We start from the raw sequence: 13,235 nt of genomic DNA on the forward strand, positions 1-13,235 counted from the left end.
AAATAGTCACTTCACTTTTTCGAAGATCCATTCTTCAACAAGCTGTCCGCTTTCGTAAAATGCGAGGGATGCATCGCTTCTCGGCTTATATGCCAAGATTGGAATTCCCACATTGACCGATTCGGGGACATCTTCATCAAATGGGATTACACCGAGAACTGGAACGCCAATGTCATCTTCAACAGTTTCAATAATTTTGTCCACAACATCTTGGGATTCTCTCACTTTATTTAATATTACTCCCACCTTTAACCCATATTCATCTCCAAGAGCTTTGAGCTTCTCAACTTCATTTTCTACCATAATTTCAAATGAATATATAGGAGAACGCTCGATTTCGACCACTATAATTTGATAATTCGCCACTTCAAAAGTGGGTAGAGTATCAAAAGGTATTCCAGTTGGAGAATCCACAAAAACAAGACCAAATTTGTACCTCATTTGATCGACGATATCCCTAAGCCTCCTTGCAGAGATGCCGAGAACATCTTGAAGGTTCGTGCTTCCTGGCATAACATAGACACCGGTATGAGAATGTTTGTAAATTGCCCATTCTGGATCGAGGTTTGGATTTTTCAAAATTGAATGAACTGTATATTTTACATTTTCCAGCCCAAAGTGAAATCCAAGATTAGGGAGATATAAATCCCCATCAATTGCGAGAACTCTGTACTCTCTCTGAGCAAAATATGTGCTTAAATTAGCGGTTGTTGTAGTCTTACCGGCCCCGCCTCTCCCTGTGACGATTACAACGGCCATAGATTATGCACGCCCCATAATTTAATTTCAAGTGACCCTGATAAATTGAATCACACTTTAACTTTCATTTTATAAAAATATAAGGTTTTCTAAATTCATAATCTGATAGCGTGTAAAAAGAGATAGAAGAATTTGGAGATTTAAATTATCCAATCACTTCCCCAAAAGCGAACTTCTGCTTTACGGAGTTGATCACAATTTCTACCTCATCCCCGATTTTAGTTTGGGGAACAAATACAACAAAACCTTTAATTCTTGCTATGCCATCTCCACCTTTGCCAAGGGCTTCAATTTTGACCTTATATCTTTCGCCAACCTTAACTGGAGGTTGTCTGCCCCTTGATCTGCTTCTATCAAACTTCTTTCCACCAAACTTCCTATTTTCCAACTCAGACACCACCGCAGGGATGTGTGCACTTAAAGCTTCTTTTGAGGCTATTTAAATTTTTTGGTATTTCTTTATGTTTTTCAAAACTTTTGTTGCTAAAATTCATAGCACAGATTTTCATACATCTGCAAACTTTTCTTAAAAATATCAATAAGCAATCATCATATTTTTACTTGACATAACTTTTGAATTGGGGTTTTACTGTATGACAGGAATCAGATATCCTTTTGCACAAAAAGTTTATATCGCTTCTCATTTAGATACTCATGTAAGCGTTTTATGGGGATGATAAAGATGGCTGATAAGATGATCGCTATTATGAAGAGCAAGCCTGCTTATGGTGCTGAGCTTGTTGAAGTTGATGTTCCCAAGCCAAAAGAGGGAGAGGTTCTCATTAAGGTTTTAGCAACCAGCATTTGTGGAACCGATCTCCACATCTATGAATGGAATGAATGGGCTCAGAGCAGAATTAAGCCACCTCAAATTATGGGACACGAGGTTGCTGGAGAAGTCGTGGAAGTTGGCCCAGGGGTTGAGGACATACAGGTTGGTGACTATATATCTGCAGAGACGCACATAGTATGTGGCAAGTGCTACCAGTGTAGGACTGGCAATTATCATGTCTGTCAAAATACAAAGATTTTCGGTGTTGATACAGATGGTGTTTTTGCCGAATATGCAATAGTCCCGGCTCAGAACGCATGGAAGAATCCAAAGAATATTCCTCCAGAATATGCAACTCTTCAAGAGCCATTAGGGAATGCTGTTGATACAGTTCTGGCTGAACCTGTTGCTGGAAAAACAGTGCTCATAACGGGAGCTGGGCCTCTTGGGCTACTTGGTATCACAGTTGCAAAAGCTGCGGGGGCTTCTCTTGTAATAGTAAGTGAGCCAAGCGACTTCAGGAGAGAATTGGCAAGAAAAGTTGGGGCAGATGTTGTCATTAACCCATTTGAGGAAGACGTTGTTAAGGAGGTCAGGGATTTAACAGACGGCAATGGTGTTGATGTATTCCTTGAATTCAGCGGTGCTCCAAAGGCCCTTGAACAGGGATTGCAGGCAGTAACTCCAGCGGGAAGAGTTTCTCTACTTGGACTCTTTCCAGGGAATGTCTCAATTGACTTTAACAACTTGATAATATTCAAATCACTCACAGTTTATGGAATAACTGGAAGACATCTCTGGCAGACTTGGTACACTGTTTCAAGGTTGCTTCAGAGCGGAAAACTCAATTTAGACCCGATAATTACCCACAAGTATAAAGGCTTTGACAAGTTTGAAGAGGCATTTGAGCTTATGCGTGCAGGAAAGACTGGAAAGGTTGTCTTCTTCCCACACAGGAAGTGAACTTCCTCTTCTCTATTTATTTCCTAACCGCAATTTTTAAGTAAATGCTTGCTAATTTTCTGCGGGGGTTTAAGATGGAACTAAGTTATCATGAAAAATTAACTCTCATTAAGCTTAAGGACTTAAGAAAGGCAAAATTTGAGGATCTTGTTAAGGAAACAGGACTTGACCAAGTTGCAGTAATGAGAGCAGTACTATGGCTTCAAAGCAAAGGGCTTGCAAGGCTTCACGAAAAGAAGAAGAAGGTTGTAAAGCTAACGGAAACAGGCAAAAAATACGCTGAAATTGGACTTCCTGAGAGAAGAGCTCTAATGCTTCTTGCTGAGAGGGGAAGAGTGGCTCTCAAGGATTTAACGGAAGTTCTTAGTGATGATGAGCTTAAGCCGATAATTGGAATTCTAAGAAAAGAGGGATGGGCAACGGTTAGAAAAGAAAACGGAAAGCTTGTTCTTGAGGTTACAGAGAAGGGAAGAGAGGCACTGAATTTGGATAGGCCCATAGATAAAGCTCTCAAAATTCTTGCTGAAAAGGGTGAAGTTGAAGCTAAAGAAATCGAGGACTTAATCTCGTTAAATGAGCTTAAACGGAGAAAAATTGCAGAGGATGAGCTTAAAACAGAGAGGGAAGTTGAGATAACCGAAGAGGGGCTTAAGTTAGCGGAAAAGGGCTTAGAACTCAAGGAAGAAATCTCAATCCTCACACCTGAGCTTATAAAGAGCGGTAAGTGGAGAAATGTTGAATTCAAGCGCTTTAATATTAGGGCGCCAGTTAGGAGAATTTATCCTGGTAAAAAGCAGCCTTACAGAGCTTTTCTTGATAAGATTAGAAGAAAGCTCATTGAGATGGGCTTTATTGAGATGACAGTTGAAAGTTTAATTGAAACCCAATTCTGGAACTTTGATGCTCTGTTCCAGCCTCAAAATCATCCGGCAAGAGATTGGACAGATACTTATCAGCTTAAGTATCCGAAGTATGGATTCTTGCCAAATGAGGAGCTCGTTGAGAGAGTTAAAGCCTCTCATGAGCATGGCTGGATAACTGGCTCAAGGGGCTGGGGGTACAGATGGGATCCAAGAATGGCCATGATGCTGATGCCAAGGGCTCATGGAACAGCACTGAGTGCTCGCCAGTTAGCTAAGGATATTCAAATTCCAGGGAAGTATTTTGCTATTCAAAGGGTCTTCAGACCAGATGTTTTGGACAGAACTCACTTGATAGAGTTCAACCAAGTTGAAGGATTTGTTATTGGGGAGGACTTGACATTTAAACACCTTCTTGGAATACTCAAGCGCTTTGCTACTGAGGTTGCAGGAGCAAAGAAAGTGAAGTTTTTACCTGACTATTATCCATTTACAGAGCCCAGTGTCCAGATGAGCGCTAAACATCCAGAGCTTGGCTGGGTAGAGTTCGGGGGTGCGGGCATTTTTAGAGAGGAGATGACCAAGCCTCTCGGAATCGATGTTCCAGTGATCGCGTGGGGGATTGGAATTGATAGGTTAGCAATGTTTAAGCTCGGAATTGACGACATAAGGTACCTCTTCAGCTATGATCTAAAGTGGCTTAGAGAGGCTAAGATAATTTGGTGAGGTGAGCAAAATGCCAAAGTTCGATGTTGCTAAGGAGGATTTGGAAAGGCTCATAGGAAAGTCCTTCACGGTTGAGGAGTGGGAAGATTTATTCCTTTATGCTAAATGTGAGCTCGACGACATCTGGGAGGAAAACGGCAAAATTTACTTTAAAGCTGATGCAAAAGACACAAACAGACCAGATTTATGGAGTGCTGAGGGGATTGCAAGACAGGTAAAGTGGGCACTGGGAATGAAAAGGGGCTTGCCAGAATACGAAGTTGAGAAGAGCGATATTGTTGTTTACGTTGATGAGAAGCTTGAGGATATTAGACCCTATGGAGTCTATGCAGTTGTTGAAAACATTAGGCTTGATGAGGAAGCCCTTAAACAGCTGATTCAGCTTCAGGAGAAAATTGCTTTAACCTTTGGAAGGAAAAGAAGGGAAGTTGCAATTGGGACTTTTGACTTTGATAAACTCAAGCCCCCCTTTTACTACAAAGCGGTTGAGCCAGATAAGATAAAATTCATCCCTTTGAACTGTGAGGAAGAGATGACCGCTGATGAAATCCTCGAGAAGCACGAGAAAGGACAGGAATATGGACATCTTATTAAAGGAAAGCCATATTACCCCCTTTTGGTTGACAGCGAGGGCAATGTTCTTTCTATGCCTCCAGTTATAAACTCAGAAACTCACGGAAAAGTCACTGAAAAAACAAGAAACATATTCATAGACATCACTGGCTGGAACCTAAACAAGATAATGCTCGCTTTAAATGTTCTTGTAACGGCTTTAGCAGAGCGCGGCGGAAAGATAAAAAGCGTGAAAGTTGTTTACAAGGACTTTGAAATTGAAACACCTGATTTAACCCCAAAGGAATTTGAAGTTGAACTTGATTACATCAAAAAGCTTGCTGGAATTGAATTAAGCGATGATCAGATTAAGGAGCTCTTAGAGAGAATGTTTTATGAAGTTGAGCTTAAGGATGGAAAAGCCAAACTCAAGTACCCAGCGTTTAGAGACGACATAATGCATGCAAGGGATGTATTGGAGGATGTGCTCATCGCTTATGGTTACAACAACATTGAACCAGAGGAGCCAAAATTGGCTGTTCAAGGAAAGGGAAACGACTTCATTGAGTTTGAGAATGCCATTAGAGAACTGATGATCGGTTTTGGGCTCCAGGAGGTCATGACGTTTAACCTGACAAACAAAGAAGCCCAGTTCACTAAAATGAATATTCCAGAAGAGGATATAGTTGAAATCGAAAATCCAGTGAGTTTGAGATGGAGTGCATTGAGAAAATGGCTTCTCCCATCACTGATGGAATTCCTCAGCTTAAACACACACGAAGAGTATCCACAAAAGATTTTCGAAGTTGGCAAGGCGACACTCATTGATGAAACAAGGGAAACAAAAACGGTAAGCGAGAGCAAATTAGCAGTTGCTATAGCTCATCCAAGAGTTACATTTACAGAGGTCAAAGAAATTCTTGACAGCATTATGCACCATTTAGGCTTTGAATATGAGCTTGAAGAGACAGAGCACGGCTCATTTATTCCGGGCAGGGTTGGAAAGATAATCGTTGAGGGCAAAGAGGTCGGGATAATTGGAGAAATTCACCCGCAGGTTTTGGAGAACTGGGGTATCGAAATGCCCGTTGCAGCTTTTGAGATATTTCTGAGACCTCTCTACAAACCCTCTTCCTAACTTAATTTTTGGTGAGTGCAATGAACTTGGGAGTTGTATTTGTAATTGTCATAGGACTTTTAATCGGAATGTTTATCCCAAAACTTATGGAAAGGCACAGGGATTGGGGAAGATTTGTTATATTGCTAATGATGGTCGGTATAGCCCTGGCTAACTGGAAAGCTGGGAGTGTGAGAGATGCATATATATACTTTGAAATAGTTGTGTGGCTCCTTTTTGGCTTAGTTTCTTATATCGAAGAGTTTGGCATAAAAGTGATGATGACACTTCTCCTTATAGCAGTTGGAATTTTGGGATTAACACTATACAGATTTGAGGCGACCATAACGGATATTTTAGGACTGGTCGTTAGTACAGTTGTTGCATTGTATGGGTTTGCATATCTGGGTGATTTAGTTAATCAAAGAAGGGCTGAGAAGCCTAAAAATTAAAAAACTAAACTTTAAGCTTTTTCTTCTTGATCTTTTCCAATATCTTAATCAACTGAGTGAGCATTATCTCGAAGTTTTCAACAGCGCTTAATACTTCATTATCCCTAATACATTTGTTCTCCACTCTCTTCACCCCCAGTAATAATAACCATCCGTGTGCATTTAAACTTTGTCTCAGTTTTATTGTCAATGTTTCGAAAAATTTAAGACGTATTTGGCTAAATTTGAACATTTTTCCTTTACATTTATAAAGATTTACATAACAAAAGACACCAATGTTTGTAGAAAAACTTGGAAGGTAACTATTGTACAGCAATGTATAAGATTTTTCAAATCCAAAAAACAAAATAAAAGTTTTATTTCCAAAAGTCTTTTATAACTAAAGCTTATTATCCAATTGTAGGCGAAAAAGATGAGGATTGCGTTGAAAATAGCATATGATGGAAGTAAATTTTATGGATTCCAGCGACAGCCAGGGTTAAAAACCGTGGAAGGCGAAATAATTAGAGTTCTTCAAAAGCTTGATGTAATTGAGTCTCCGGAAAATGCCAATTTTAAAGGGGCATCAAGGACAGACAGGGGAGTTAGTGCTTTGGGAAATGTGGTTGCATTTAACACGGAAAATCCAAAATTAGCCCAGCCCAGAGTTTTAAATCACTATTTAAGAGATATTTGGGTTTTAGGGGTTGCTCAAGTTCCGGATGACTTCCACCCGAGGTTCTGGGCAAAGAGCAAAATTTACCGGTACTACTTGATTGATGAAGGGTTTGATGTAAATGCAATGAAAGAATGTGCCAGACTTTTCGTTGGCACCCATGATTTTTCTGCCTTTGCCAGGGTAGAAAAGTTTAAAGACCCTATAAGAGAAGTTAACAGACTTGAAATTATCTCAAGAGGAGATTTAATCATAATTGAAATTGAAGGAAAGAGCTTTCTCTGGGAAATGGTGAGGAGAATTGTAACTGCATTAAAGCTGTGTGGTTTTGGTATTGTTGGAACTGAAGATATACGAAAAATGCTGGAAGGGAGAACTGATAAAAAGCTTCCTCCTTCCCCTCCGGAAAATCTTGTTCTGTGGGAAATAAAATATGAAAATGCTACCTTTCAAATTGATGAATACTCACTCAGAAAGATTAAACAGGAGTTTTTCGAGAGGTTTAGTAGCTTTTTGGTCAAAGCTGGCATGTTTAAGGATTGGTTATCTTATTTATGATTTTTGTTTGACCTTGGTTGAAATACCATTATCGTAGAATTTTCCGTAATAATGCTTCAAAGCTTTCTCCCTTTCGATAAAGTGTGTGAATAATAGCGGATCATCATCCTGCACATCAACTATTACCGCTTCTCTTCCATCCTTTGGTCTCAAAGCTCTCCCTATGGTCTGGATTGTCATTATGTCACTCTTCCCCCCGCCAGCTAAAATTATAGCAGAAATTTCTGGTATGTCAACCCCCTCTTTAAGCAGAGTTGAAACCAAGACTTGAATTTCTCCTTTTTTAAATTTCTCAAAAATTTCCCATCTATTGGGGCTTTGAGAGCTTAAAAACTCAGCGTTAACCCTTCTCTCCTTGAGCATCTTCACCAAGATTTCCCCGTGATCAATTCTCCTGACATCAATCAAGACCCTGTGTCCTTCTTTTGCAAGTTCAATAGCTTTTTCAACTATAGCCTTATTTCTTTCCTCATTTTCCATAATCATTTCTTCGTAGAGCTCCTTGTATCTCTCAGCTAATGCTGGCATTTTTGACTTGTATTGTATAATTTCGAATTTTGGTTTTGCCAAGAATCCTTCTCTGATCAGCTCATCTGCCTTGACCTCATAGATTATAGGTCCTATTGCTCCTTCGATCTTTATCTCTTCCCCTCTAATTCGTCTCCATGGTGTAGCTGAGAGCCCAAAGCGGTAGACTTGGGGGAGGGACATACCAAGCTGGTAGAACTTTTCAGCAGCTGAAGTTCTGTGACACTCATCAAAAATTACAATAGCATAGGGGAGCTCAAGTTTATCGGCACCTCTTGAAAGAAGCGTCTGAATCATTGCCACAGTTACGGGTTTTTCATTCCATTTGTTATCCCCAACAATGCCAGCTTCAATTCCGAGGACTTCTTCAACTTTTTCTTTCCACTGATAGAGGAGTTCTTTAGTGTGAACGACTATAAGGGCAGAAAGATCGAGTTCGTGGACTATCCTCAAGCCAACAACTGTTTTTCCACTACCAACAGGTAACGCAAGAACACCCATCTTTGCCTTTATTGCCTTTTTAACGGCTTTCTGCTGATATCTCCTTAGTTTGTACTTCTCGTTCCATTCTGAGTTCAGCTTGATGCCCTCAACTTCACGTTCATCTATAATCCTCACCCGGTAACCCTTGGAATTCAAAAGTCTCTTAACTCTCGGAATCAGACCTACGGGAAAAGACTTCTCATACGGATCATATAAGCTTTCAGGCTTTTCCCATTTACCGAAATCTCTCTTGTAGCTTAAGGCTTCATAAATCATGAAGTAGACCTTGGGCTCTGCCTTTTCTATGATAACCTTTGCACTTTTATTTGGAATTCGTAACGTTACCATGGCCATCGTCAATCAAAAGACAGTTTTGGAAAAAACTCTTTATAGACTTTTTGCCTCAAATTTGTACAGAAAGGATAAAAGTGGGTTAGCATAATTTGGAATGGTGGTGTTATGCTGAGGGAAATCATCGAAAAATTTGAAGATGAAGTTGTCACTATTGAAAAACCCATTAGTAAAAGCCTTGAGATAACGAAATATTTGCTCAAATATAAAACAAAGCCTGTTCTCTTCAAAGATGTTGATGGATGGGAAGTTGCTGGCAACATCTGGAGCACGAGAGAGAGAATAGCAAAATACTTGGGCATTAAACAAGAAGATATTTTGCATGTTATGGAGCACGCAATGGATAATCTTCACGATTACAAATTAATTGAGAAAGCTGAGTTTATGAGAAACATCACTAAAGATTTCTCCCTTAAAGAACTCCCGATTCCAAAGTATTATCCGAGGGATGGGGGAGAATATTTCACGTCTGCCATTGTTGTTGCAAAAGACGAAAACGGCTTTGTGAACATGTCTTTCCACAGAATGATGGTAGTTGATGATAAGAGAGCGGCAATAAGAGTTGTCCCCCGCCACTTGTATGCAATGTGGAAGGAGAAAGCGGATAGAGGAGAAGAGCTTGATGTCAGAATAATTGTTGGTAATCCAATCTACGTTTTGCTTGCCGCTGCTACAAGCGTGGAATACGGCAAGAGTGAGCTTAACATAGCATCCGCAATAAAGGAAAAAACCTTAGGGTCGCCTTTAGAGGTTGCCAATGTCAACGGTATTGAAGTTCCAGCAGAGAGTGAGTTCGTTTTTGAGGCAAAGATTCTGCCGGAGCTGACTGATGAAGGTCCTTTTGTTGACATAACGGGAACTTATGATCACATCAGAAAGCAGCCTGTCGTGGTTTTTGAGAAGATGTACCACGTTGACAATCCAATTTTCCATGCCCTTCTGCCAGGAGGTTATGAGCACTACATGCTCATGGGCCTTCCAAAAGAGCCCCAAATCTATAAGAGCGTGAAAAGAGTTGTTCCTAAAGTGCATGGAGTAAGGCTGACGGAAGGAGGCTGCATGTGGCTTCATGCCGTTGTTTCAATTACAAAGCAGCACGATGGCGATGGAAAGAACGCTATATTGGCGGCATTTGCAGGACATCCATCATTAAAGCACGTTGTAGTTGTTGATGAGGATGTGAACATCTACGATGACAGGGAAGTGGAGTGGGCTATAGCGACGAGATTTCAAGCTGATAGGGATTTGGTGGTAATTCCGAATGCTCGTGGAAGTTCTCTTGACCCTTCAGCTGAAAAAAGCTTAACAGCAAAGTGGGGCATTGATGCCACAAAGCCTTTGGATAAAAAGGAGGAGTTTGAGAGAGCAAAGCTTTAGAGGAAATTTTGCAATACCCTATTTTTCCCTTCTGTATCTGTAACGCTTAGCGAAGTATCTTCAGAAGTTCAATGTATAGTGTCAAGATGTCCAGCTCGAAGCTTTCTTCATCTATTGGGGTATCAGTTATGGCTTTTAGGATATCTAAATCATATCTTTCCCTTAAATCATCTTCTCCATTGATTACATCCTCGTATTGCTTTGGAAGAGGCTTCCATGTTTCCTCTTTGTAGTTCTCAAAGACCTCAGCTAAATTTTTGACTATCTTCTCATTTGTTAAATCTGGCACCGGAAGAGTTCTGAGGTGCCATCCCCTTAGATGACCAAAATTGCCTTCAACCGATGAAATCAGTGGTTTTAGATAAAGTATTGCATAACTACTGTTTAGCCATGCCACGAATGCTTTATCCATTTGTGAATTCCCGAGTGTCCCAACAAATGCTGCACCGGAAATTAGAGGAGTACTGGAATATACGGCTAAAAGTGGATACGTGTTGAACCTTATTGATTCGGGGATTATAATATGCCCACTGCTCTCCCTAAACACCTTAACACTTTCTCCTTTCTTTGGAGATATCTTCTCGGTAGTGGATAAATCTAAGCTCAGTCTGTTCATAACGCTTTTTCCAGTTCTCTTTAAAATTCTAAATTGTCCATTACCTTCTTCAAAGTACTTTTTCAAGTTTGCCCCTCTGAATTTTCTTGGATTCGTTACTTTGAGTTCAATCCTTAAATCAAGAATTCTTGTTAAGTTAACCTTATATCCCAAAATCTTTCCGCTCAATAACTCACCAATAAACTCCACCAGCGAAGGTGGCAAATCTGTCAAAATTGACCAGTTCCAGACAAAATCTTCAATAGTTTTTCTTTTAATCTTGTAAATTTCAGCTTCTGAATTTAATGCTTTAATTTTCTTAATTGAGCTCCCGTCTAATTTATCCAAAATGGTTCTTGCCATTAAAAGCCCCTCTAGGTTGTTTCTGGGCTGTTTTAGGAATTTGATAATGTAAGTATCTCCAATAGGCTTTTCTCCCTTCTTCAGTTTTTTCAGAACGAGAAGGACTTCAGAAAGCTGTGTCGAGTAACTAAAGTTATAGTTTCCAGGCTCAGCACTAACAACAATGTATTCAAGCTCATATCCACTCGTAATTAGTGCCCTAACTAGGAAAAATGCTGAGCTTTCTATGACGGTTTTTGGAAGAACTAACGCCATTCTGCCATAGGGCTTTAGGTATCTGTCTGCTAAAATGATAAAAGGCAAAGCAGCACCTGCATTTAGTGGGTTCACATTTTGAGGCAAAAACACTTTTCCTTGTCCAACATATGTATCATATATTGCTTTTATACTGTTTCTCCTTAATAATTCCTCCTCCATGCTATCTATAGTTTCTCTGTATCTTTCCCAAAGTCTCCTAAACCCCTCTTCGCTAACAACAAAGTCAAAAATCCTTGGTCTTGAACCCTCTTCTCCTGGTGCTGTGGTTCTTGAAAATGGAGGATTCATAATAATGAAGTCAAATTTTGGTACCCAAACAGTTACTTTTGATGTCCTACCAATACTTCTTCTCTTTAATGGCAATAAGAATGAGTTGGCATTCCATAAATTCAATGAGCCCAGAGAGCCGCTCTCATCAACTGGTATGTGATATGTATTCATTTTTTCCAGCGGAATTTCAGGCTCGTGAAGGCTGAGAACTACCGAGGCTGTTTGAACAGCATGCTCTAATGCATCAAACCCCCAGATGGAGTTTTCTATCATAATTTTGTGGAATTCGTCTAAGGATATTTCTTCTGAATTTTTGCGATATTTGGAAAGCAATGAACTGTAGGTGGCTGAAAGCAAAGTTCCGGAACCACAAGCAAAGTCACAAACTCTGAAATTTTTAAAAGTTGTCAATTTTCCCCAGTCATTCTCCCATGCATCATTTGGAGAGTACAGAGCCAAATTAGCTAAAAACGTTGCTATTGGAGCTTTTGTGTAAAATGTTGCATAACCCTTTCTTGTTGCGATATCTCCCGTAACTTTATGGTAGATATATCCAATAAAGTCTTGTCTAAGAAGGGCTTTGTTTCTGACAATCTTCGAGACGTATTCAATCAAATCTTCCAATGTTGCCATTACTCTGTCACTTGACTGCAAATCAAACAATATTCTAACAATACCTAATGCAACATCAAAGACATTCTCATAATCAACTTCTAAGATTTTAGTGAACCCTTCTTCCATAGCTAAGAGGGGATGTTCATTTTTTCTCAGCAGTACTTGTAGTGATCTCAGTCCATGTTTTTTAGAGACTGATTCATAGAGCGTTGAAGCCATTAAAAGAGATATATATGCGTGGGAAAGCAGAACTTCATCTGGAACTTCTGGAACCTCAATATCTTCTTCTTTCGCAGGTGAAAATAAAATTCTGTTTAAATCTTTGAGGAAAGATGCTTTGATTTTTGAATTTTCGAGTTCTTCTAAGGCGACACTAACAAATGTGTTTACCTTTTCTTCGATTTGCTTGAGCAAGTCTTCTAAAATATCTTCCTTGACAACAAGTTCTACAATTGATTCTAAAAATGTTCCAAACTCGTTAATATCGAGATAAATCCAGCCACTAACACTTTTTGCTTTTTCCCTTCTCTTTTGTTGAAGAAATTCGAGCAAAGTTCCACTTATATCTCTACCTTGGGTAAAGACCTTAAGCTTTAGTGGATTTTGGATAAGAACTTTCTTAATTTGAGTAGGGGTTTGGGCATTGTTGAATAGCTCTGGTGGATAGTGAACAGCTATTGAGACAGTATCTATAAGACCTTCTTCAAGCCTTCTAATTGCATCAGCCTCAGCATCTTTTTCATCGTATGAAGCTTCGAGGATAAATTCTATCCCCCTGAATTCTATCTTGATATCAAATCTTCTTCTTTTGCCTTTTTTGTGAATAGGTTTTTCTGGAACGACTTTAGCGTGCTCTCCTAAGTGACTACCTAAAATTTCAGCAAGATAAACATTTACAGTATCCTCTTGTGGCAAGTTCATTACTAACACCAAGTATAATAGGAAAAAATTTTGGTATTAAATGTTTTCGTAATTATGTGG

At 39.6% G+C, this 13,235-nt stretch carries 10 protein-coding genes; 6 read left to right on the forward strand and 4 right to left on the reverse strand.

Features of this window, described 5'->3' with window-relative positions; genetic code table 11:
• Window positions 1-6: 6 nt before the first annotated feature.
• Window positions 7-759: a MinD/ParA family ATP-binding protein gene (locus tag VFC49_RS00100; RefSeq protein ID WP_013466677.1), complete on the reverse strand. Its 753-nt coding sequence runs from the start codon at window positions 757-759 to the stop codon at window positions 7-9.
• Between the two features lie 145 nt (window positions 760-904).
• Window positions 905-1,147 (reverse strand): TRAM domain-containing protein, encoded by a 243-nt coding sequence (locus VFC49_RS00105; RefSeq protein ID WP_013466678.1) that lies wholly within the window; start codon window positions 1,145-1,147, stop codon window positions 905-907.
• A 294-nt stretch (window positions 1,148-1,441) separates the two neighbouring features.
• Between VFC49_RS00105 and tdh the strand changes: the two genes are divergently transcribed.
• The 5 genes from tdh to truA all read left to right on the forward strand — a co-directional run bounded on the left by tdh (window position 1,442) and on the right by truA (window position 7,414).
• Window positions 1,442-2,494 (forward strand): L-threonine 3-dehydrogenase, encoded by a 1,053-nt coding sequence (tdh, locus tag VFC49_RS00110; protein WP_324736769.1) that lies wholly within the window; start codon window positions 1,442-1,444, stop codon window positions 2,492-2,494.
• A 74-nt stretch (window positions 2,495-2,568) separates the two neighbouring features.
• Entirely contained in the window at window positions 2,569-4,080 is a 1,512-nt protein-coding gene (locus VFC49_RS00115; protein WP_324735646.1) for a phenylalanine--tRNA ligase subunit alpha, read from the forward strand.
• A gap of 10 nt (window positions 4,081-4,090) precedes the next feature.
• The gene (gene pheT / locus VFC49_RS00120) at window positions 4,091-5,770 is read left to right on the forward strand and encodes a phenylalanine--tRNA ligase subunit beta (protein ID WP_324735647.1); all 1,680 of its coding nucleotides are present in this window, start codon (window positions 4,091-4,093) and stop codon (window positions 5,768-5,770) included.
• A 20-nt stretch (window positions 5,771-5,790) separates the two neighbouring features.
• Window positions 5,791-6,201, forward strand: coding sequence for a hypothetical protein (locus VFC49_RS00125; protein WP_324735648.1), 411 nt, complete (start codon window positions 5,791-5,793; stop codon window positions 6,199-6,201).
• A 412-nt stretch (window positions 6,202-6,613) separates the two neighbouring features.
• Window positions 6,614-7,414, forward strand: a complete 801-nt coding sequence (gene truA, locus VFC49_RS00130; RefSeq protein ID WP_324735649.1) for a tRNA pseudouridine(38-40) synthase TruA — start codon at window positions 6,614-6,616, stop codon at window positions 7,412-7,414.
• On the opposite strand, the gene VFC49_RS00135 is transcribed toward truA, so the two are convergent.
• Window positions 7,409-8,773: a DEAD/DEAH box helicase gene (locus VFC49_RS00135; protein ID WP_324736770.1), complete on the reverse strand. Its 1,365-nt coding sequence runs from the start codon at window positions 8,771-8,773 to the stop codon at window positions 7,409-7,411. The two genes, truA and VFC49_RS00135, sit on opposite strands and share 6 nt — an antisense overlap.
• 111 nt (window positions 8,774-8,884) lie before the next feature.
• Between VFC49_RS00135 and VFC49_RS00140 the strand changes: the two genes are divergently transcribed.
• Complete coding sequence (locus VFC49_RS00140) at window positions 8,885-10,153, forward strand: UbiD family decarboxylase (protein WP_324735650.1); 1,269 nt, start codon at window positions 8,885-8,887, stop codon at window positions 10,151-10,153.
• Window positions 10,154-10,199: 46 nt separating this feature from the next.
• On the opposite strand, the gene VFC49_RS00145 is transcribed toward VFC49_RS00140, so the two are convergent.
• Window positions 10,200-13,175 (reverse strand): N-6 DNA methylase, encoded by a 2,976-nt coding sequence (locus VFC49_RS00145; protein ID WP_324735651.1) that lies wholly within the window; start codon window positions 13,173-13,175, stop codon window positions 10,200-10,202.
• Between the last annotated feature and the right edge of the window lie 60 nt (window positions 13,176-13,235).

The sequence above is a fragment of the Thermococcus sp. SY098 genome (assembly GCF_035621495.1).
In the GTDB taxonomy this organism is placed as follows: Archaea; Methanobacteriota_B; Thermococci; order Thermococcales; family Thermococcaceae; genus Thermococcus_B.

What these genes read in the sequence shown, in the direction of transcription:
- VFC49_RS00100 (WP_013466677.1), bottom strand. Translation starts at nt 759, where the DNA reads ATGGCCGTTGTAATCGTCACAGGGAGAGGCGGGGCCGGTAAGACTACA.
- tdh (WP_324736769.1), top strand. Translation starts at nt 1,442, where the DNA reads ATGGCTGATAAGATGATCGCTATTATGAAGAGCAAGCCTGCTTATGGT.
- VFC49_RS00115 (WP_324735646.1), top strand. Translation starts at nt 2,569, where the DNA reads ATGGAACTAAGTTATCATGAAAAATTAACTCTCATTAAGCTTAAGGAC.
- pheT (WP_324735647.1), top strand. Translation starts at nt 4,091, where the DNA reads ATGCCAAAGTTCGATGTTGCTAAGGAGGATTTGGAAAGGCTCATAGGA.
- VFC49_RS00125 (WP_324735648.1), top strand. Translation starts at nt 5,791, where the DNA reads ATGAACTTGGGAGTTGTATTTGTAATTGTCATAGGACTTTTAATCGGA.
- truA (WP_324735649.1), top strand. Translation starts at nt 6,614, where the DNA reads ATGAGGATTGCGTTGAAAATAGCATATGATGGAAGTAAATTTTATGGA.
- VFC49_RS00135 (WP_324736770.1), bottom strand. Translation starts at nt 8,773, where the DNA reads ATGGTAACGTTACGAATTCCAAATAAAAGTGCAAAGGTTATCATAGAA.
- VFC49_RS00140 (WP_324735650.1), top strand. Translation starts at nt 8,885, where the DNA reads ATGCTGAGGGAAATCATCGAAAAATTTGAAGATGAAGTTGTCACTATT.
- VFC49_RS00145 (WP_324735651.1), bottom strand. Translation starts at nt 13,175, where the DNA reads ATGAACTTGCCACAAGAGGATACTGTAAATGTTTATCTTGCTGAAATT.